Annotated in this window: 20 protein-coding genes and 1 tRNA gene; 15 read left to right on the top strand and 6 right to left on the bottom strand. The window is 62.1% G+C overall.

Features of this window, described 5'->3' with window-relative positions; all coding sequences use genetic code 11:
- From ACFCU0_RS04715 to ACFCU0_RS04700, 4 genes are all read right to left on the bottom strand, one after another.
- A partial coding sequence (locus tag ACFCU0_RS04715; RefSeq protein ID WP_434972513.1) for a tetratricopeptide repeat protein occupies window positions 1–662 on the bottom strand: 662 nt, incomplete at its 3' end.
- Window positions 663–726: 64 nt separating this feature from the next.
- Window positions 727–1,083, bottom strand: coding sequence for a hypothetical protein (locus ACFCU0_RS04710; protein ID WP_434972512.1), 357 nt, complete (start codon window positions 1,081–1,083; stop codon window positions 727–729).
- A gap of 454 nt (window positions 1,084–1,537) precedes the next feature.
- Window positions 1,538–2,701: a DNA polymerase III subunit delta' gene (gene holB / locus ACFCU0_RS04705; protein WP_434972511.1), complete on the bottom strand. Its 1,164-nt coding sequence runs from the start codon at window positions 2,699–2,701 to the stop codon at window positions 1,538–1,540.
- 53 nt (window positions 2,702–2,754) lie between these two features.
- On the bottom strand, window positions 2,755–4,221 hold the full coding sequence (locus ACFCU0_RS04700) for an alkaline phosphatase D family protein (protein ID WP_434972510.1): 1,467 nt from the start codon (window positions 4,219–4,221) through the stop codon (window positions 2,755–2,757).
- A 245-nt stretch (window positions 4,222–4,466) separates the two neighbouring features.
- On the opposite strand from ACFCU0_RS04700, the gene ACFCU0_RS04695 reads away from it, so the two are divergent.
- A tRNA-Met gene (locus ACFCU0_RS04695) sits at window positions 4,467–4,540 on the top strand.
- A 204-nt stretch (window positions 4,541–4,744) separates the two neighbouring features.
- Window positions 4,745–5,605 (top strand): recombinase family protein, encoded by an 861-nt coding sequence (locus tag ACFCU0_RS04690; RefSeq protein ID WP_434972509.1) that lies wholly within the window; start codon window positions 4,745–4,747, stop codon window positions 5,603–5,605.
- 6 nt (window positions 5,606–5,611) lie between these two features.
- Here the strand turns inward: ACFCU0_RS04690 and ACFCU0_RS04685 are convergent, their stop codons facing one another.
- Window positions 5,612–5,746: a hypothetical protein gene (locus ACFCU0_RS04685; RefSeq protein WP_434972508.1), complete on the bottom strand. Its 135-nt coding sequence runs from the start codon at window positions 5,744–5,746 to the stop codon at window positions 5,612–5,614.
- Window positions 5,747–6,114: 368 nt separating this feature from the next.
- On the opposite strand from ACFCU0_RS04685, the gene pyrR reads away from it, so the two are divergent.
- The 4 genes from pyrR (at window position 6,115) to ACFCU0_RS04665 (ending at window position 9,349) form a co-directional block, all read left to right on the top strand.
- Complete coding sequence (pyrR, locus tag ACFCU0_RS04680) at window positions 6,115–6,711, top strand: bifunctional pyr operon transcriptional regulator/uracil phosphoribosyltransferase PyrR (protein WP_434972507.1); 597 nt, start codon at window positions 6,115–6,117, stop codon at window positions 6,709–6,711.
- Window positions 6,712–6,779: 68 nt separating this feature from the next.
- The gene (locus tag ACFCU0_RS04675) at window positions 6,780–7,742 is read left to right on the top strand and encodes an aspartate carbamoyltransferase catalytic subunit (protein ID WP_434972506.1); all 963 of its coding nucleotides are present in this window, start codon (window positions 6,780–6,782) and stop codon (window positions 7,740–7,742) included.
- Between the two features lie 123 nt (window positions 7,743–7,865).
- On the top strand, window positions 7,866–8,285 hold the full coding sequence (locus tag ACFCU0_RS04670) for a hypothetical protein (protein ID WP_434972505.1): 420 nt from the start codon (window positions 7,866–7,868) through the stop codon (window positions 8,283–8,285).
- 119 nt (window positions 8,286–8,404) lie between these two features.
- A complete protein-coding gene (locus tag ACFCU0_RS04665; RefSeq protein ID WP_434972504.1) occupies window positions 8,405–9,349 on the top strand; it encodes an L-lactate dehydrogenase in 945 nt (314 codons plus the stop codon).
- Between the two features lie 116 nt (window positions 9,350–9,465).
- Here ACFCU0_RS04665 and ACFCU0_RS04660 read toward each other — a convergent pair whose 3' ends face one another.
- Window positions 9,466–10,245 carry an SDR family NAD(P)-dependent oxidoreductase gene (locus tag ACFCU0_RS04660; protein ID WP_434972503.1) on the bottom strand — a complete coding sequence of 260 codons (780 nt, stop codon included), beginning with the start codon at window positions 10,243–10,245 and terminating at the stop codon, window positions 9,466–9,468.
- Window positions 10,246–10,545: 300 nt separating this feature from the next.
- On the opposite strand from ACFCU0_RS04660, the gene xseB reads away from it, so the two are divergent.
- The 9 genes from xseB (at window position 10,546) to ACFCU0_RS04615 (ending at window position 19,633) form a co-directional block, all read left to right on the top strand.
- Window positions 10,546–10,779: an exodeoxyribonuclease VII small subunit gene (gene xseB, locus ACFCU0_RS04655; protein WP_434972502.1), complete on the top strand. Its 234-nt coding sequence runs from the start codon at window positions 10,546–10,548 to the stop codon at window positions 10,777–10,779.
- Window positions 10,780–11,184: 405 nt separating this feature from the next.
- Window positions 11,185–11,724 carry a DUF421 domain-containing protein gene (locus ACFCU0_RS04650; RefSeq protein WP_434972501.1) on the top strand — a complete coding sequence of 180 codons (540 nt, stop codon included), beginning with the start codon at window positions 11,185–11,187 and terminating at the stop codon, window positions 11,722–11,724.
- 159 nt (window positions 11,725–11,883) lie between these two features.
- On the top strand, window positions 11,884–12,987 hold the full coding sequence (locus tag ACFCU0_RS04645) for a CNNM domain-containing protein (protein ID WP_434972500.1): 1,104 nt from the start codon (window positions 11,884–11,886) through the stop codon (window positions 12,985–12,987).
- A gap of 293 nt (window positions 12,988–13,280) precedes the next feature.
- Window positions 13,281–14,096, top strand: a complete 816-nt coding sequence (locus tag ACFCU0_RS04640; RefSeq protein ID WP_434972499.1) for a sensor histidine kinase — start codon at window positions 13,281–13,283, stop codon at window positions 14,094–14,096.
- Between the two features lie 71 nt (window positions 14,097–14,167).
- On the top strand, window positions 14,168–14,722 hold the full coding sequence (locus ACFCU0_RS04635) for a hypothetical protein (RefSeq protein WP_434972498.1): 555 nt from the start codon (window positions 14,168–14,170) through the stop codon (window positions 14,720–14,722).
- Window positions 14,723–14,835: 113 nt separating this feature from the next.
- Window positions 14,836–15,534: a response regulator gene (locus ACFCU0_RS04630; protein WP_434972497.1), complete on the top strand. Its 699-nt coding sequence runs from the start codon at window positions 14,836–14,838 to the stop codon at window positions 15,532–15,534.
- A gap of 226 nt (window positions 15,535–15,760) precedes the next feature.
- Complete coding sequence (locus tag ACFCU0_RS04625) at window positions 15,761–16,495, top strand: response regulator transcription factor (RefSeq protein ID WP_434972496.1); 735 nt, start codon at window positions 15,761–15,763, stop codon at window positions 16,493–16,495.
- 253 nt (window positions 16,496–16,748) lie between these two features.
- Window positions 16,749–18,017, top strand: a complete 1,269-nt coding sequence (locus tag ACFCU0_RS04620; protein ID WP_434972495.1) for a glycosyltransferase — start codon at window positions 16,749–16,751, stop codon at window positions 18,015–18,017.
- Window positions 18,018–18,064: 47 nt separating this feature from the next.
- A complete protein-coding gene (locus ACFCU0_RS04615; protein ID WP_434972494.1) occupies window positions 18,065–19,633 on the top strand; it encodes an exopolysaccharide biosynthesis polyprenyl glycosylphosphotransferase in 1,569 nt (522 codons plus the stop codon).
- Window positions 19,634–19,648 lie beyond the last annotated feature (15 nt).

Genomic DNA, 19,648 nt, shown 5'->3' with positions numbered 1-19,648 from the left:
TCCTCCTTTTCAATTGCCGTTTTGAAATCGCGCACGGACTGTTCGAAGGATGCTTCCGGGAGACCGCCGTAGACCGTCCGCACGATGGTGCGCGAGAAGAATCCGAGGTCCGCTACTTCACGGTTCCAGCGCGCACGGACGTGGTACGCCGATGCCATGTCCGGGTCGAGTTCGATTGCACGATCGGCGTGATGCTTCACGGCGCGCGATCGCTGAATCTTTTCTTTCGTGCCGGCGGTCAGCGCTACGCGACCCTCCGCGATGGCTGCGGCCAGGTGCGAGTAAGCGAGCATCGAGTCCGCTGCCAGAGCGGCCTTCGCATTCTCGAGCGCCGCGAGATACATCGAATTCCTCTTCTGGTCCGAGTCCGACGTTTCGCCCATGTCGACCCGTGTCAGGGCGAGACGGTAATGAATCTCTGCGTTCTGTGGGTGATCCCGCTTCAGGGACGTGAGCCGACCAAACGCGTCGCGGAACGCGCCGGCATTGCGGAGGCTGTCCACGGCAATGAGTTCCGGCTTGAGCTCGGGGGACGCATCGATCTCGGACGGGTCGGGCGTCTGTGCCATCGACGTGCCCGGAGACGCGACCAAAGCGGCGACGCCAAAGAGAAGGAGGGTAATCAACCGCCCGAAACGGGCAGCGGTACGGTTTAGCATCATCGGAGGATACGGATCAGTGAGCGTCGGATGCACGCTGCCCGATCCGTGATGGGCGACCGACGGATCACGCAGCGATGTCATGGCGGGCTCCAACGCGCGGAATGGCGTCTTGTGCCAGAATGCTCTGGCCAAGCAGTTCGTGCAGCTTGCAGCTCCAGACGCCGGCACTCCGCAGCAACTGCAGCGGGACGGCTGCACCATCCTTCAGATGCAGCAGAAAGTTGACATCATTCAACACCGCCCACCACTGAAAACGGTCGATGTTGTCCAGGTCAATGCTCCGAGAGAAGCGGCCCTTCCAGTTCCATCCCGAAAGTTCGATGTGATCCTCGTGGAGATGGGCGCGGGTGAACCAGAGGCTTCGTCCTGGAAGCTTGCACCGCGTTGACAGGATCGGCTCCGCATCGTAGTTGGAGGGCATGAGGGACCGGGAATGATGAGACGAATGATCGGAGGACCGGACGAACACTGCGCGTTACACCGTTACAAGGAATGTGCCGGGCTTGCCACGACAGAAAACGTTGCCGCATCACCTGCGGTCCACGTTTCGATACTGTGGCGACGCGTACGCACTAACTGGCGGTCACACCCGTCGAAACAGCGTCGTCCACCGGGGGGACAAACATTTCCGCCCCCAGCGGACAGATGAAGCTCCGGTTCTTCCCATTTCTCTGTGCCAATGGCGCGTCAGCGACTCATCTTCTGGCACGATCGGCGGACCGGTTCGTAGTATAACAAACGGAAGAACAGATTATAAACTTCATTTTCTCTGCATTCGGGTTTTTCCTCACAACCCGGCCGTCTTTCGGCGATCAACGCTCTCTGCCGGCCCGTCACGCCCCTCCCCTGTGGCATGCCGATCCGCGGCGATCCGGTCAAGCCGTCTTGGCGTCAGGCATCGGCACGTACAGACGGGCATCGGCCTTCCCGCGCATGGCGTCCCCCAGACGGTGCGCGAGCGTGGTCAGCACGAGGGACAGACGAACGTTGCGTTCTGCGAGGTGGATGGCCTGCTCGACGAGATGAATCATCGCTTCCAGATCTGCATCCGGCACCCGGCGGACGAAGTTTTCGATCACCTCATTCTGATCTACGTTCACGAGGGGTGCCTCCTCTCCGAGCTCGCGATAGAGCATCAGGTCGCGGATCCACCGGAGCATTAGCTGTAACACGGACTTGGCGCGTTCCCGGCCCTGTGATGACACCTCGTTCACCTGGTCGCTCAGCTGGTTAACGTTCCGCGCATAGGAGGACCGGAAAAAGTCGATCACGAGGGATCGGCTCGTCATCAGGTCGTCGCTCTCCGCAAGTTCGAGAGCCCGTGTGTACGACCCGTCGGCCATCCGGGCGAGCATGGCAGCCCGCCCCGAGTCCATTCCCTCTCGCTCCTGCAGTGCATCCTCGATGGACTCCACCAGGAGCGGGTCAAAGCGAAGACGCTGGCACCGGGAGACAATCGTGGGAAGCAGTTGCTCGGGACGACTCGTCGTCAGAAGAAAGACCGTCTGCGGGGGCGGCTCCTCCAGGAGCTTCAGAAAGCCGTTGGCCGCCGACTCATTCATATGCTCCACGTCGGTGATGATCGCCACCTTATACGCTCCTTCGGCTGGGCGGTACGACATCGGGCGCAGCAGGTCCTCGTGCACCCGGCTGATGTGATACATGACCTGCTTGTTGGACGTCTCCGTCGGGTCGTTGAGCGACGGACGGCGGACGTAGTCCACGGCGGCGTACGGATCTTCCCCCAAGCGCTGGATACGCTGGGCAACGTCGTCCTCGTCGGTCCCCTTCGGATACGGAAACAGGACGTGGACGTCCGGATGCACCATGCGCCGCGTTTTCCGGCAGTCAGTGCACTCCTCACAGGGGACGGCCTCGTTCTGCGTGCATTCGAGCGCTCGCGCCATTGCCAGCGCGACGGCACGTTTCCCCACACCGTCAGGCCCGTGAAAGAGATACGCGTGCGCCACCCGGTTCTGCGTAAGCGTCCGGCGGATGGTTTCCACCACGCGATTCTGATCAATGATGCGGTCCCACATGACGGATTGTGGATGGAGAATGGAGGATGGAGGGTTGAGGATTGGACACCCGGTCAATCCTCGACGGTGAGGTCTTGGGCGCGGATGCTGCGAGTCCAGATCGGTTCGCCGTTCACGCCGTAGACCGTCACGGTCAGGATCCGGTCGCGACGCGGTCCAGAGAACGAGAGCATGCCGTAATTGCGCTCGCCTGTGACAAGCGTACCGTCCATGCGGAACGGGTTCTTCTCCCCGCTCCCGTCGTACGCCCCGGCCGTGAGCGGCGAGACCGTGATCTCATACAGCGGATAGTCGAGATCGACGTTCACGTCGGCGGTCGCCGCGGTCATACGGGCCATTTCCGAAAAGTGCCGGTCGCCCGATAGCAGCACGACGCCCTCGATGTCGCGCTCGGCAATCGCGTTGAGCAGGCGTTCGCGGTCACCAGGAAAACGCGCGAGCGTCTCGTGCTCCGTGGACGGATTCAAAAACTGTCCGCCATTCACGACCACCTTGAATGTCGCCGTGCTGCTGGTCAGCCCGTCAATCAGCCACTGCACCTGGGCCTGCCCCCACTGGGTCTTGTCCTCGTCCCGGGGTGCCGTCGTGGGTGACCGGTGGTAGCGGTTGTCCATCAGGAAGAACTCGACATCGTTCCAGGTGAAAGACCCGAAAACGCCGGGCACATCCGGCAGACCGTACGTTAGGTTGGCCCAGTAGCGCTGGAAGAGGTCCAGCGCGGCACCCTTCAGGGGATAGGATCGATCAGAGTTGTTCGGCCCATAGTCGTGATCGTCCCAGGTTGCGTAGTGATGCGTACGTCCGAGCAGCGCCTGCAGCTCGGGGAGCTTCCGCGTATGAGCGTACCGATCGTTCATCGTCGCGGGGTCGGCCCAGTCCACCTCACGGAGATAGGTGTTGTCGCCGGTCCAGAGCATCACGTCCGGGTTCGCCGCCGCAATGGTCTCGAAGATCTCGTACTCGCCACCGTACGGTTTGCCGGGTCGATCGTAGATGCCCTGATTTACGTAGGCGCAGGACCCGACGGCGACGTCGAAGGCCGGCGGGTCGGTTCGCCATTGCCAGAGGGCCTGCGATTGAAACTCAAGCGGATACGGCCGCTCGACCTTCGAACCGTCGACGAACACCTGGTACCGGTACGTGTGGCCCGGCTCCAGATCTGTCAGCCGGATCAGACCGATTCCGTCACGACCCGTGATCATCTGCGTCGTAGTACTGGTGTCCGGGTCGGGGATGACGCCCGCGCGGGTCGTAACGGAGTCCGTCGGCGTGACAGACCAGTAGCGGAGATGGACCGGCGCAGGCGCAGTGGTCTGAACCCAGACGGCCGCCGTTCGGTGCGTCCCGTAGCCTACCATCGGTCCGGCCTGTAGCGCAGGCGGAGCGGTCGCCGGATCGGACGGAACAGCGGTGGTGTCCGAGGTCTGAGCCCGGACCGAGGTCGGGCGCGCGCAAACGAGTGCAACGCCGATCAGGCACGCGGTGAGCAGAAACCGGACGTACGGGCGGAACGAATCCATAGGGGGCGACGGAAGGAAAGGGCACCAGTAGACCCGTAACCTACGACTCGGCCGCCCCACCGTCATTCCGATGACGTTAACCGGACTTGAAAACGACGTGACGAGGAGACGGGACGGTCTTCGCCGATCGGTTCCTTTCTTCTTCACCATTTAAACGGAAACACAGTCGCATCACCCGAGCATATAACGCGGGTGCTTGGATGAGATGCGCAACGGTATCTCTGTCTGACATACATAGTACATCTGGCGTGGTAGCTCAGTTGGTGAGAGCGTCGGATTCATAACCCGGAGGTCGAGGGTTCAAATCCCTCCCACGCCACTGTCCGCTGAATACCAGCGGGCAATTAAGCCGTCCTGCTCATGGTGGAGTGGGGCGGTTTTTTGTTTGTAGCGGCTCATGTTGCATCCCTGCGAACAACGTGCCTGGGGAACCAGCAGGCGACCGGCGCACCTGCAACCCGATGCCGGCAGGTCGGTACGGCATCGTGTCCCCACGACCCGGCACCGAAACTGCTGCTCCGTTATGCCTGACGACCCCTTCGGCATTCGTTCGACGCCGACGCGCACTGAGTCTGCCGGGCCTGCGGGCTACCTCCGAACCGACGCGTCCGGGCAGGCGACATCGACCGGTCAGGCCACGCTCGCCACGCAGCGAAAGGTGCTCCAGCGGTTTGCGGACGCAGAGGATCTCGGCGACCTGCAGTGGTTCTCGGACGCGGAGTCCAGCGGATCCAACGTGAACCGCATCGGCCTGCGCCGCCTCGTCACGGCCATTAATCGGGGGGACGTCACTCACCTCCTCGTTTACCGGATGAACCGGCTCGCTGCGGTTCGGCGGCGACTCGTCCACCTGTACGATGCGTACCTCGTCCCCCAGGCGGTGCCCCTGATCTCCGTCACCGAGCACATTGACACGGATTCCCCGCGCGGCGCGGCAGTGATGGAGATGCTTCGCTCCTTCCAGGACCCGGCCCCACCGCCGACCGATCACGAAGCGCAGCAGCGGTCCCGCGAGAAGCAGCGCGAACTGGCGGCTGCGGGGGCGTATGCCGGCGGCCGCATTCCGTACGGGTATCGCCGGATCGAATCCGCCGACCCCGACGGGGACGCCCGGTTTCTGCGGATTCATCCGGACGAAGCGCGCGTTGTCCGGCGCATCTTTGACCTCCGCCGCGAAGGCGCCTCCCTCCGCCGAATCGCCGGCGCACTGAATGATGACGATATCGCATCCCCAACAGGCGGATCCTGGTACGCTTCAACGGTCCGGTACGTCCTTTCCAATGAGACGTACTTCGGCTACCGGACCTACACGGTGGAGGGTGAGACCATCACGCAGGATCTGCCGCACCTCCAGATGATCGCCTCTCCACGGGAGGACTCATGATCCGCGTCACAGAACCAGCCACTGAAGAAGCATAACGATGCTTCCGAATACGGCGATCCGGTAGAATACATCGGCCAAATCCATGCGCATGTCATCAATGTGTGTGTCGGGGAGTGGGGTATCGGGGGAGGTGCTCGACATGGTCCGTGGAGGGGGTTGGTCGGGGGGAGCGCAGGGGGCCGGCCGGCGTACGTCCTGATCCTGTCGCGCCGGGTGAAGGAGGCAAAAATGCGCCGGCATGCCTCGTGTAGATGAGACGAGAACGCGGTCTCCATCCCGACATCCATCCCTCTCATCCACATCCGGCACGCGCGACGCCCCGCAATCGCACAGAGTCGTCGCCGTACCGGCTCTGGAATCGATCGACCCGCACGTACGTCGATGTCCCGAGGGCGCCTCGGGCCTCCTTCCGACATTCGTTTTTCATCGACGTCAGCATTTTGTTTACTGTATCGGCGCGGCATCGCGTCGCGGACCGGCCCTACTTTCTCTCCCCGCTGCTCATACCGATGGAACCGGACGATCGCATCAAAGCACAGCTCATGACGGAGCGTGACCTCGGCCGCACGCTCGACCGCATGGCGCAGCAGATACTCGAACTGACGGACCCGGATGCCGGCAACGCCGCCGACGCATTCACGCTCGTCGGCATGCAGACGCGCGGCGTGCATCTGGCACGCAGGCTGGCCGCACGTATCCGGGAGGGCGACGACGTGGACCTGCCCGTTGGCGTGCTGGACGTGACCATGTACCGCGACGATATCCGGCTCCGACTGAACCAGCCGCAGATCCGTGAAACCCATATTCCCGTCGACCTCACCGGCCGCCACGTGGTGCTGGTGGATGACGTCGTCTACACCGGCCGAACGGCACGCGCGGCACTCGACGCCCTGATGGACCTGGGCCGACCGGCCTCGATTCGCTTCCTCGTCATCGTGGACCGGGGCCACCGCGAACTCCCCATCGCAACCGACATCGTCGGACGCCGCGTCCCGACCCTACCCGGCGAGGAGGTCCGCGTCCGCGTACACGAGGTGGATGACCGCGAAGGGGTGTGGCTGGTCGAGACCCCACGCCCCCGCGGCGATGATGCCGACTCCGCCTGACCCGCGCACCTCGACGAGCGTCGCCCGTCCCCGTCCCTCCTGAACCTGTTCGTCCGACTCTTCCACTCATGGCTCTCGACGCCCCGGACACGCCTTCGTCCCTTCCCCATCGCCACCTGCTGGACCTGTCCGCGTACAGTGCCGGCGACATCCGCCTCATCCTGGATACGGCACGTGAGTTTCGCTCCGTCCTGGACCGACCGATTAAAAAAGTCCCGACGCTGCAGGGCACGACAGTAGCGAACATGTTTTTCGAACCGTCGACCCGGACCAAGCTCTCGTTCGGCCTCGCGGCGCGACGCCTGTCTGCTGAAACAATCAGCTTCTCCAAGTCGGGATCGTCGGTCAAGAAAGGCGAAACTCTCCGGGACACCGCCGAGAACATTCTCGCGATGAAATGCGATATGGTGGTCATCCGCCACAGCTCGCCCGGCGCACCGCACTACCTCGCCCGGGTCACCGACGCCGTCCTCGTGAACGCGGGCGACGGCGCTCACGCCCATCCCACGCAGGCGCTCCTCGACGTGCTGACGATGTCCGAGCATGTCGACACGTTTAACGGCCTACACGTCTCGATCGTCGGCGATATCACCCATAGCCGCGTTGCGCGCTCCAACATTCAGGCGCTGACGACGCTCGGGGCGGAGGTCACGGTGTGCGGCCCACGCACGATGATTCCGCCGGGGATTCAGCATCTCGGCGTGCACGTCACTCACCGCCTCGAGGACGCCCTCGACCGGTCGGATATCGTGATGGCGCTTCGTATTCAGTTGGAACGGCAGGATGAAGGCCTCTTTCCGAGCCTCCGCGAGTATCACGATCGCTTCGGCATCACGAGCGATCACATGGAGGCGCACCCGGACTTGCTGGTCATGCACCCGGGCCCCGTCAATCGAGGGGTCGAGCTCGCCCATGACGTGGTCGACCACGAACGTGCGATCATCCTGAGTCAGGTGACGAATGGCGTCGCCGTCCGAATGGCCGTGCTCTACCTCCTGGCGCCGGGGCGGTCCGCCGGACTCAACGGGTAGCATGATCGTACCAGATTCGCCCGCCCGACCGGATGCATGATCCAAACGCCACCGGGAGAACAATATCTTTCTTCACAGATTTTATATATGAGAACATGGATGCATCCATGACTCCACGGAGATATGCCGTTCTCGTATATGATTGATCGAGGCCGAACACTTGCCGTGGCCGGACTGACCGGCCGGGTGGATGCATCCGTGTTTTCTGATGCCATGTACGACCTCTACTCTGACGACGAGTGGTCGGAGGGCATGAAGTCGCTCTGGGATCTCCGGTACGTGGATGAACTGGTCATCTCCCCTGACGACATTCCCGCCATGGTCAATGTCGTCGGGTCCCTTCGGGAAAAACTCGGTGACGGGCGAGCGGCGTTCGTGGCTCCTCACGAACCGGTCCATTCCATCGCGCGCCTTATCCTTTTGCGCACGCGCGTCCCGGAACGAGAGCGACGCGTCTTTCGCCAAATCAACGATGCCCTTGACTGGCTGGATGTGAGCCTGCCGGACGACTACACCCCGGGAGCCCGCGCGCACAACGGCTAATCGATTGGCCCATAAAGACTGCGTGATGGAACCGCTTACAGCGCGAACCCGGTCCGCCGAATATCGTGACATGTGTCGGTCCCCTCTTCGATCCTCGCGACACAGTCACGACGCGAACCATGATCCAGCGACGTACCGTGGGCATCGTCGGCACCGGGCAAGTCGGTACGGCGGCAGCGTATGCGATTTACAACCAGAACCTGGCGAGCGAACTCCTCCTCGTCGACCAGGATCACAAGAAGGCGGAAGGCGAGGCAATGGACCTGATGCACGGCCAGCTCCTCGTCGGGCGGGTCACGTGCCGCGCCGTCGACTACGACGCCCTGGAGAACGCGCAGGTGGTCATCCTCTCCGCCGGCGCCAGTCAGGCCTCACCGGATGAGTCGCGGCTGGAGTTATTGAAACGCAATGCCGATATCTATCGGCAGATCATTTCCGAACTGGACCGCCACGCGCCGAATGCTATTCTGCTGATCGCGACCAACCCGGTCGACGTCCTGACCTACATATCGCAGGAGTTGAGCGAACGCCCGCAGGAACGGATTATCGGGACGGGGACGCTGCTGGATACCGCCCGTTTTCGTGCGCTGCTCGGCAACCACTACGGCGTCGATCCGAAATCGGTGCATGCGTACATTCTCGGGGAGCACGGCGACTCGGAGGTCCCGATTTGGAGCAACGCGACGATCGGCGGTCAACGCATCCTGAATGAGACCGTGCTCGGCCGCCCCTGGGATCAAGAGACGATGGACGGGCTGTACGAACAGGCCCGCAACGCGGCCTACGAAATCATTGAGCGAAAGGGATATACGGATACGGCGATCGGGGTTGTCATCGCCCGTATCCTGCGCGCCATTCTGGAGGATCAGCGTGCCGTCATGCCCGTGAGCGTCCGGCCGAACGGCGCCTACGGCATCCACGACGTTGCGCTGAGCACGCCGTGCGTCGTCGGCATCGAAGGCGTAGCCGAACACGTGTCGCCTACGCTTTCTCGGGAGGAGACCTCCGCCCTTCAGGCATCGGCGGACGCGCTCCGTGAGAGCCGGGCCGGACTGGACATTTAGACTTCCCGTCTGGCCAAAACGAAGAGCCCCGGCCGGAGGCGTCCCCCGGTCGAGGCTCTGTATGCGTCGTGCCATGATCATGGCGAGGCGCGTCTTGCCGAGAAGGTACGGCCGCCTTAGATGAGCGAATGAGACTGGCCACCGTCAACGTTGATGCAGGCGCCCGTAATCAGGCTGGCACGCTCGGAGGCGAGGAATGCAACGGTGTCCGCCACCTCCTCGACGCGACCGAAGCGGCCTATCGGAAGGTTCTCAGCGATGAACTCCTTCATTTCCTCCGGCTGCTCCTTCACGCGCCGGTCCCAGCTTCCTCCCTCGAAACGGATCGACCCGGGGGCCACGGTATTGACCCGGATCCCGTCGGGCGTGAGCTCCTGCGCCATCACCTTGCCGAGGCTGATCAGGGCCGACTTCGTCGTGTTGTACAACGAAAGCCCGGCTCCGCCCAGCTCTCGACCGAAGATCGACGAGATAAACGTGATCGAGCCGCTGCCGGCCTCCCGCATGTGCGGAACCGAGGCACGAGCGACGCGCACATGGGACATCAGGTTCAGATCAATCAAGTCCCGCCAGTCTTCGTCGGAGAGTTCCGCAAACGTGCCGCGGCGGTTGCCGCCGACATTGCCAACGTAATGATGCACGGCGCCAAACCGGTCGATTGTATTCTCCACGAGCCGGCTGGTCTCCTCCGGATCCGTGACATCCATCGCGATCGCGAGGACATCGGCCCCCGTTTCATCGCGGATTTCGTCGGCCGTTGCGGTCAGGTCCTCCGCACCCCGTGCGCAGATGGCGAGAGAGCACCCCTCCCGGGCCAGGGCGTGAGCGATGCCTTTTCCAATGCCGCGGCTGGCCCCGGTGACGATGGCGACAGTATCGGTGAGTCCGAGATCCATAAGAGGTCTGCGTTCAATCAGTGGAGGAATGGTGCGGCTGAACATCACCGCATGACTCAAAGGATTGGTCGGGCGCGACTTTTTCCACGACCCGACGTCCTTTTCGTGCAAACTTTGACGCATTACAGCACTTCTTCGGCTGGGTGAACACGATGCAGTTGACAAATTACTGCCCGTTCCGCACCCTTCATTCACCCTCCCGCTAATGCCTTGTCCGACGACGGACGCACCATCCCGCCGGTCGGATGCCGACCGGCGTCTGTCATCTCTCGACCAAATACCGCTTCTGCCGCCCGCCTCATGTCCGACCCGTCCCCCACCGAAGATAACGTACAGGCTGAGAACGTCGAGGACCTTTCCTTCGAAGATGCCCTCGAACGGCTGGAATCGATCGTCGAAACATTGGAAGACGACCCGCCAGCGCTCGATGAGTCGCTCAATGCGTATGAAGAGGGCGTCTCTCTCGCGAAGTCATGCCTCGAGCGCCTTAACGAAGCCGAACAGCGGATCAGCGAACTCGATGTGGACGAGTAGAGCTGCTGCCAACGTAAGGCGATACCTGCTGGTCGACCTGTCCCGCAGCGCCGATTCCGCCGCCGGACCGCATGCCCCGACGTTCCCGTCGGGGCATTTGTTGTCGGTGCCTTCTTCAACCGCTTCTGTATTCACTTACACGCTTTCACGCGCCGTCCCCGGTAGCGCGCAACGGCGTCAGACCCCGATACCTGCAACCCGATCCACGCACTACGTGAAGCTCGCGACATATTGGCCAACAGATACACCGTTCATATAGGAAGGGATTTCGTAACGGGGGACGTTTCTACTTGCGATTGGACGCGGATCCCGTTCACACTGAATACTGGAAAGGTTGTCGGTTCCGATGAATATACCCCGGACGTCTTCAGCCTCGCGATCTCTACCCTTCTCTCAACACCGGAGATGACCTGGTCCTGGCTGACGATCAGCCTGTCTGATGCCCTCATCGTACTCGGCAAAGCTGTCGGCATATACGTCGTGCTCGTCGCCTTCACGCGGCTAGCGGGACTGCGGAGTTTCTCGAAAATGTCGAGTTTTGACTTTGCCGTCACCGTGGCATTCGGCTCCATCCTGGCCGGGACGATCATCACGAAAAAACCGCCGCTCGCGCAGAGCGTCGTTGCCCTCGCCGCACTTTTCGCCATTCAGTACGCCGTGTCCGTCGCCCGCGTGCACTCGCCCCTCGGTCGGACCGTGGTCGACAACAAGCCGGCGCTCGTGATGGACGGACCCGAGATTTTGACCGAAAACCTGAAGCAGGTCCAGATGAGTGAGTCCGACCTGTTCGCCAAGCTCCGGGAAGCCAACGTGACGCGCCTCGAGCAGGTGCGCGCCGTGGTCGTGGAGTCAACCGGCGACGTATCAGTCCTTCACGCCGCCCCGGACGCTCCGCCCATCGATGAGGCTCTGCTGGACGGTGTTCGAGATGCACGTCAGACGTGAGCGTGCGTCGACACCGAACTCCTTTCCACTTCTGCGCTGGCGTGCGCGCTTGGATGCGCCGGTTGCCGTGGTACGCCCGTCGTTACGCCCGGCGTGACGTCGCACGCCCGACAACATATCTCGATCTTTCAATCGTTCCTGTCCCATCAACCCCGATTCATGCCCGCAATCGAGCTTTCGCTTCGCCTTTTTTCTGGCGTTCTACTGACGCTGGCAAATGCGTTTTTCGTGACCACCGAGTTCGCGCTGACCCGTCTGCCGCAGTACGACCGCAGCGAAATGGAGGGGATTCCCGGACTGGAGCGGGCCTGGGAGATGACCCAGGAACTGGAGATTTACCTGACCGGATGCCAGCTCGGCATCACCACGTCGAGTATTCTTCTCGGCATCGTGGCCGAGCCGGCCGTGACGGCCATCATCGAGCCGGCAATAAAGATTCTGAGCCTGGGTCCCGGCACGACCTCCGTCGTGTCCGTCGTGGTGGCGGTGGTTTTCATCAACCTGATTCACAAGATCTGGGGCGAGCAGGCACCCACGTACCTCGGCGTGGAGAAGCCGCTGCTCATCTCGCAGTACGGTGCTCCGCCTCTCTACTGGTGGACGATGCTTACCTATCCGTTTATCCTCCTGGGCGACGGCATCGCCAAGAAAACGCTCGGCCTCTTCGGAGTGACCATCAGCCGGTCGTGGACGGACGCCGAGACCGAAGATAACGGATCCGATGAAGTGGGCAGCCGAACGGAATTGAAGCGGCGGATGGCCGCGCTGATGCGTTCTCAGGACATCCCCGTGGAACGTCGCCAGGAGATCATGAACGCACTCACGATCGGCAAGCGACCGGTAGAGGATATCATGATTCCGCGAGAGGATGTGATCGTCCTTTCGCAGCAGAACTCGCTGGAGGAAAACCTACACATTGCCGCTGAGAACGTGCACAGCCGGTACCCGCTTGTCAACGGCTCTCTCGACGACGTAGTGGGGACGATCTACGCGGCGTCCTTGCTTCGCGACTGGGAGGCGCTCCGCAATGGGGAAAAAACGCTCGAGGATCTTGCCGCATCACCCGTCACGGTGTCGTCGAAATCCGCCATCAGCCAGGTGATCGACTACCTGCAAGAGCGCGAGCAGGAGCTGGCGATTGTGGAAAGCAACGAAGGGATCGTCGGCCTCATCACAATCACCGATGCGTTCGAAGCCATCGCGGGCGACGTCCAAGACCCGCTCGACGATGTCCAAGACGGGCAGATGGCCGCGCGGTTGTAGCCGGCCCTCCTGGCGTGTGGGCTCAAACATCTAAAGGTTACAGAAGCCCCTTGCCTGCTTCACGGCGAGGGGCTTTTTCATTTTAGGACGCACGATCATCGGGGTCCGTAAATGCGATCCAGAACGAGATTCAAATTGGTTTGGGCTTCCAGAGGTCATTCGCCAGATTAAGGCTGGTTATGCCACAGGAATCCCTTCTGGCCTCCGATCTATGACGTCGCTCATCACCAACGCCGGGGTGACCGGCATCCGAAACCCCTTCGCGAGACGTTTCACAAGCGGCTTCCAATATCATGAACCGTCTCGAACAGATCCTTGCCGACCTGCACGATCTTAAGAGTCCGCTCCTCGCCATCAAGCACTTATCGACGGCTCTCCTCGACGACGACATGCCCGACTCGAGCAAGCGCAAGCTTGAGCTGATCCAGACCTCCGCCGACGAGGCGATGGACACGCTGAGGCAGCTTGGCGAGAGCGACCCAGCTCAGCAAGATGCGATCTCCGATACGGACGAACCGATCGACCTTGCTCGGCTCACGCGCGACGTCGTCCGGAGATTCCATCCCCGCGCCGAAGAAAAAGAACAGACGCTGTGCTATTCGGTCGCGAGCGATGCCTGCTACGTCGACGCTGACAAAGGCCTCGTACGAAAGGCGATGGTCAACCTTGTAAGTAACGCAATCAAGTTCTCCCCGAAAGGGGCTCGCGTCGAAGTGCGCGCGGGACGCCGGAAGGACACCGTCTACTTCGCAGTGAGTGACAACGGACCCGGTCTGAGCGAAGCCGACCGCGAACAGGTATTTCAGGCGTTTGAGTCGGCCGGTCCCCACCCCACTGGCGATGAAGAGTCCACCGGCCTCGGACTTTATCTCGTTCGCCGTATCGCGCGTGAGCACAATGGGGACGTCGCCGTCTCTTCGAGCGAAGGAACGGGCAGCACGTTCACGCTCCGACTCCCTGCAACGCAATCCCGCGGCGTGGATGCGTCTTCTCGCGCGGCATCGATGTCCGAGCCGTCCGCTCCGTTACCGAACCGAAGCACTGACCCCGGGGGAGAGCGGCAGGCTCGGGTCGCCCGCCGCCACGTCGGCCAGCACCGATCCGGCTGAGCGTGCTGCACACTGTGGTCGTCCGCGCTCCGGCATCACGCCTCGATCACTATGACCTGACGATCTCTCTTATGCGTCATTTTAGGTCCGCACTCGACATGGGTCATCGCCTCGCGCTCTGGCGCCCGCAATGTCTCACCATCATCCTGGTCGGCCTCCTCGTGGCCCTGGCTCCACCTGAATCCGGCGCACAGGAGCCGACGGCCGAGGCGCCCCGCTCCAATTATGTGCACACGTATGCCCGAACCGGTGAACCGACGGAAACCGTCTACGTGTGGGGCGCCGTCGCGACACCGGGCGTCTGGGAGGTCGAAACGGGGACCGGCTTAATGGAGCTCTTTTCGGTCGTGCAGCCGACCGGCTTCGGTACGGACCCACCCGGAACGGACCGAAAGATCCGGCTGCGCATCCATCGCACGGAGAAGGGCGAGACAGTCGTCGCGCATGAGATGGAGTTGCAGGAACTGCTGGACCGACGCCCTGCAGCACGGCCGTCACTCCAACCGTACGACGTGATCGAAGTCCGAACCATTGAGACGCGAACATTCGGCTTACGTACGATCGGCTCCGTCGTCGGCACACTCTCCTCCGTCGCCCTCCTTGTGATCCGTATCCTGGAATTCTGACGCAGCACCGAAGCAAACCCTGCCACCGGGGCACGGCCGGGGCGAACCTGTGATCGACGTCCCGGTGGCGTCGCGACGGACCTCATTTGTCCTTGTTAGCCGCCATCAAGCCTATGAACGAGCCCACGGATACCGACAGAACGCGCGTCTTTTTGGTAGACGATCATCCCGCGATCCTCGAAGCCATCCGCGATCACGTCGACGATACGCTTGACCTGACGATTTGCGGCACCGCACCTTCCGGCACAGAGGCGTTCCGGGAGATTGAACGCACCGAGCCTGATGTGGTCGTAATCGACATCTCGCTGGACGACAGCCACGGGCTCGATCTCGTACAAAACCTAGACTCCCAGCTTCCCGACGTCGAAATGATCGTCTTCTCGATGTACGACGAGATGGTGTATGCAGAACGGGCGATCCGCATGGGCGCATCCGGGTATCTGATGAAAGACGAGGCTCTCTCCGAGCTGGCCAAAGGCATCCGGGTCGTAAGTAACGGGGAGGTCTACCTGAGCGAGGAGATGGCCTCCCAGATCTTGAACAAGGTGGCTCGCGGCCAGTCGACCGAGCCGGGATTCCCGATTGACGAACTGACCGACCGCGAACTGGCCGTGTTTCAGATGCTCGGTGAGGGACACAGCATCAGCGACATCGAGGATCGACTCAACATCGCTCGAAAAACCGTGGAGGCGTATCGCCGGCGGGCGAAGGAGAAACTCGGCTTCGACTCTGTGTCCGAGCTTCTTCAGTACGCCGTTCAGTGGGCCTCTGCCCCAGGTGACGGTGCCGAACAACTTCGCGACGATAACTAACTCTCGGGGCCGGCACGCCGATCGCCGAACGCGCAATGCCGGCCGTCGTTACACGGCACCTGATCCCGTGGACGCGGGCGCGATGCACCGATTCTGGCCGGTGATTCTCACCACGGGGAGCATGTGTCGTCGGATACGTTATGCGAAGTAGATGCCTGGCGGCGGTATCGATCGCGGACCGCCCGTGCGTCCGTGCTCTCGCATCAACCTCCCAGTTATCGGAGAAATGAAAACGATCAGGCGAGACATCGCTTCGCGGTCGGGTGGTCCGACCGCGCTCGATGATGGGGTAGAGTCCAGACGGGACGATATCGGCGTGGTACTGGTCGACGATCATCCCGCCATCCGTCAGGTCCTCCGCGAAGCCATCGATAACGCGCCCGACATGCGGATCGTGGGAACGGGTGGTTCTGCATCGGCGGCATTACCGTTAATCGAAGAACGGTGCCCCGATGTCGTCGTTGTCGACATCTCACTCGATGGGCTAGACGGCCTGACTCTGACGCGTCGCATCGGGGCGAGGGTGCCTGACGCACGGGTTCTTATTTTCTCGATGTATGAAGCTGCCACCTACGCACAACGAGCCGTACGCGCCGGGGCCTCCGGTTATCTGCAAAAGGACGCCTCTCTCGACAAGGTCATCGCTGCAATCAAGACGGTTTACGAGGGCCGGATCTATCTGACCCCCGACGCACGCGTCCACGTTCTAACGACGCTACTGGAGGAATCATCACAGCCGTCCGGCATGGCGGCCCTGACACGACAGGAGATGGCAATCTTTCAGATGCTCGGGGAAGGCACAGAAGTGCGCGAGATCGCCGATCGCCTCGACTTGAGCCGGAAAACCGTGGAGGCACATCGCCGTCATGCGAAGGAGAAACTGGGCTGCGCGTCGGTGCACGACCTGCTTCGCCAGGCGATTCTCTGGACCCGGCACCCCTCCGCCGGTCCTGAGCCATGAGCCGCGCATCACACGGCCCGCATCCTGCGCCTTCATCCGTTCACATCTTGAGCGCACCGCGCCTGTAGCTTTCAGTGCATGTGGGTCTACAATACGTGGCGCGCAGGATATGGGGAAACCCCGTCGAACCCGGCGACCCGGCCAATCCCGCGCGTGGAAGACGTTGCGTCCAATTCCTCGGTATCGTGCAGATGACTGTGCCAGCGGCATGACGCCGCTCGTGATCTGCTGAAACGCCCCGCTCACCGCATTTATGCAGCATCCCCACGACCGAAATAGCAACCCCGATGCCCCCGGCGACGGGGTACGAGCCGGCGCCCGGGCCTTACCGGAAGATGTCGGCTTTGTCCACGACTGGCTACCGGTGTACGCCGGCGCCGAGCGCGTTCTGGAGCAAATGATCGAGGTATTGCCGGCAAAGAAAGTCTATACGCTCGTCGATCTCCTTTCGGAGGACGAACGGTCGTTTCTTCAGAGTACGCCGGTGGAGACGTCTTTCATTCAGCAAATGCCCTTCGTAGAGCGGGCCTACCGGTATTACCTTCCCTTCGCGCCGCTTGCCGTTGAGCAGTTCGACGTATCGGACCACGATGTCGTCGTTTCATCGAGCTACGCCGTCGCCAAGGGGGCGCTCACGCGGTCCGACCAGCTCCATATCAGCTACGTGCATAGCCCGATTCGCTATGCCTGGGATCTGCATCACGATTATCTCGACCGCGGAAGCGGGGTATCGAGGCATCTGCGCAACCTGTTTGCGCGGCCCATCCTGCACTACCTGCGGATGTACGATGTGTGCTCGGCACCGCGCGTCGATGTCTACGTCGCCAACTCCAATCACGTCGCCCGACGGATCTGGAAACGGTATCGCCGCAAGGCGCATGTTATCCATCCTCCCGTCGACATTGATCGCTTCTCTGTGGAATCCGAGAAGCGAGACTACTTCGTTGCGCTGTCGCGTCTCGTCCACTATAAACACGTCGACGTCGTCATCCGAGCCTTCAATGAGATGCCGGACAAGAAACTGGTCGTGATTGGGGACGGTCCCGAGCACGAGAGACTCGACGGACTAGCGGGACCGAATGTGGATCTCTTGGGGCACCAGCCAGATGCGGCCGTGAAGCATTACCTGGAGCAGGCCCAGGCCCTCGTGTTCGCCGCAGAGGAGGACTTCGGCATCGTCCCCGTGGAGGCACAGGCCTGCGGGACGCCCGTCATTGCCTACGGCCACGGCGGGGCAACGGAGACGGTACGGGCCGGCATCACCGGACTGTTCTTCGACCGGCAGGACCCGGACGCCGTCCGGGACGCCGTGCGTCGCTTCGATCGTCGAAGCGATACCTTTCGGCCCGAAGAAATCCGTGCGCAGGCCGAGCGATTCGATGTCGAGACATTTCGATCTCGCTTCTCGAATCTCGTCCGGCGGGCCTACGGGACCGCTCCGATGTCCGACGACGGCGCGGGCGTACCCAACACAGCGGCCCCATCCGCAGCAATGGCAGAATCCACGGATCGTCTCCTCTAGCGTTGCGCCATACGTAATCACCTGCTCTCCAAACGCCTGAGCGCATCATGGACCTCTCTGCCGACGTTCGCCCGTCCGCGCAGCGCCGGCGAAGTGCCACGGGCGCAGACAGTGCGCTCGAGACGTCGGCCCCACGAACCGACGCGCGTATCGACGGGGGACTGCCGGATCGTCTCCAAGTAAACGGTGCCGTGGACGCGTGGCCGACAAGGATGAGCCTACTCGCGAGTGACCTGTTCGGTGCGTTTCTACTCCTCATGAGCGGTTGGCTCGTATCGCTGAGCCGACCGGATGGCGGCCTTCACGGTACAGCGCCGATTGAAGGGCTTCCCACTGCTCTCCTTCTCGCCGTCGTGCTGGGTACGGGCTATGCGGTGTCCGGGCTGTACCGGCTGCGATTCATGCACCCGGCCACCGAAATGAAGCAGATGGCCAAGGTAACGGTGACCGCCGGTGCGGCGGTCGTCATAACGCTTCTCTTGACCGCATATTACTCCGCCGCTGTCTCCGTGGCGATTCTTACCGTCATCGCCGTCCTACTGATGCCCGTGGCTCGGACGGTCGTGCGTGTAGCGCTGTCGCGTCTCTCGTGGTGGGGGATTCCCTCGGTCATCATCGGGCCCTCGAAGGCTACATCGGCCGTCGCGGAGACGCTCACAACATGGCCAGAGATCGGCCTTCGCCCGGTTGCGCGCCTCATCGACGAGGATCGACGGTCCGCCCCCGAGACGAGCGGGGACGGACATGCGGCGGTGGAGACGGGCCAAAGCGACGGCGCACCCGCGTGGGCTGCTCACCTGAGCAGGGAGCACGACCTACCTGTTGTCATCATGGCCGACGAATCCGCACCGGGCAACGACCAAGCGCGGGAGTCCATGCACTACGCGCGATTCTTCGACCGCGTCGTTCGCGTGACGCCTCCCCACCGCCCCGCGGTGTGGAGGACGGGTCGAGCCGGGAGAGGACTGCAGAGTGATGTGGTAAACGATGGCGCCAGCCATCCAGTCCCTTCTGCCCTGAAGCGCATGGTGGACATCACCGGTGCGGTCCTCATCCTCACCTTGATCTCGCCGCTCCTCCTCACTATTTCCCTCCTCATCCGCCTTGACTCCGATGGGCCGATCCTTTACCGACAGGAGCGCATGGGCAAGACTGGCCGCACATTTACGCTGCTCAAGTTTCGAAGCATGTACGACGACGCCGAGGGTCGCCTCGAACAAGTCCTGAAGAATGATCCGAAGCGACGCCGCGAATACGAAAAGTACCGCAAGCTGAGGGACGACCCGAGGGTCACGGATGTCGGACACGTACTCCGCCGATACAGCCTCGATGAGCTGCCACAACTTCTGAACGTTTTGCGGGGAGACATGAGCCTCGTCGGACCCCGAGCGTACATGCCGGAGGAGCTTCCGAAAATGAAAGGACTTGAGCGTGTCATTCTGCGCACGCCGCCCGGGGTGACCGGGCTCTGGCAGGTATCCGGACGGAACGAACTGACGTTTGAAAAACGAGTCGACCTGGACGTTCACTACGTCCAGAACTGGTCGCCGTGGCTGGACCTGTACCTTCTCATTCGCACGGTTCCCACCGTCCTTCTCGGGGAAGGCGCGGGATAACCACCATAACCGGGC

Origin of the sequence: Longibacter sp., assembly GCF_051155795.1 — a bacterium.
Lineage (GTDB): Bacteria > Bacteroidota > Rhodothermia > Rhodothermales > Salinibacteraceae > Longibacter.
This window is presented reverse-complemented; position numbering and strand designations above follow the sequence as displayed.

Coding starts and splice junctions, on each gene's coding strand:
- ACFCU0_RS04710 (WP_434972512.1), bottom strand. CDS start 1,083: ATGCCCTCCAACTACGATGCGGAGCCGATCCTGTCAACGCGGTGCAAG.
- holB (WP_434972511.1), bottom strand. CDS start 2,701: ATGTGGGACCGCATCATTGATCAGAATCGCGTGGTGGAAACCATCCGC.
- ACFCU0_RS04700 (WP_434972510.1), bottom strand. CDS start 4,221: ATGGATTCGTTCCGCCCGTACGTCCGGTTTCTGCTCACCGCGTGCCTG.
- ACFCU0_RS04690 (WP_434972509.1), top strand. CDS start 4,745: ATGCCTGACGACCCCTTCGGCATTCGTTCGACGCCGACGCGCACTGAG.
- ACFCU0_RS04685 (WP_434972508.1), bottom strand. CDS start 5,746: ATGTCGAGCACCTCCCCCGATACCCCACTCCCCGACACACACATTGAT.
- pyrR (WP_434972507.1), top strand. CDS start 6,115: ATGGAACCGGACGATCGCATCAAAGCACAGCTCATGACGGAGCGTGAC.
- ACFCU0_RS04675 (WP_434972506.1), top strand. CDS start 6,780: ATGGCTCTCGACGCCCCGGACACGCCTTCGTCCCTTCCCCATCGCCAC.
- ACFCU0_RS04670 (WP_434972505.1), top strand. CDS start 7,866: ATGCCGTTCTCGTATATGATTGATCGAGGCCGAACACTTGCCGTGGCC.
- ACFCU0_RS04665 (WP_434972504.1), top strand. CDS start 8,405: ATGATCCAGCGACGTACCGTGGGCATCGTCGGCACCGGGCAAGTCGGT.
- ACFCU0_RS04660 (WP_434972503.1), bottom strand. CDS start 10,245: ATGGATCTCGGACTCACCGATACTGTCGCCATCGTCACCGGGGCCAGC.
- xseB (WP_434972502.1), top strand. CDS start 10,546: ATGTCCGACCCGTCCCCCACCGAAGATAACGTACAGGCTGAGAACGTC.
- ACFCU0_RS04650 (WP_434972501.1), top strand. CDS start 11,185: ATGACCTGGTCCTGGCTGACGATCAGCCTGTCTGATGCCCTCATCGTA.
- ACFCU0_RS04645 (WP_434972500.1), top strand. CDS start 11,884: ATGCCCGCAATCGAGCTTTCGCTTCGCCTTTTTTCTGGCGTTCTACTG.
- ACFCU0_RS04640 (WP_434972499.1), top strand. CDS start 13,281: ATGAACCGTCTCGAACAGATCCTTGCCGACCTGCACGATCTTAAGAGT.
- ACFCU0_RS04635 (WP_434972498.1), top strand. CDS start 14,168: ATGCGTCATTTTAGGTCCGCACTCGACATGGGTCATCGCCTCGCGCTC.
- ACFCU0_RS04630 (WP_434972497.1), top strand. CDS start 14,836: ATGAACGAGCCCACGGATACCGACAGAACGCGCGTCTTTTTGGTAGAC.
- ACFCU0_RS04625 (WP_434972496.1), top strand. CDS start 15,761: ATGAAAACGATCAGGCGAGACATCGCTTCGCGGTCGGGTGGTCCGACC.
- ACFCU0_RS04620 (WP_434972495.1), top strand. CDS start 16,749: ATGCAGCATCCCCACGACCGAAATAGCAACCCCGATGCCCCCGGCGAC.
- ACFCU0_RS04615 (WP_434972494.1), top strand. CDS start 18,065: ATGGACCTCTCTGCCGACGTTCGCCCGTCCGCGCAGCGCCGGCGAAGT.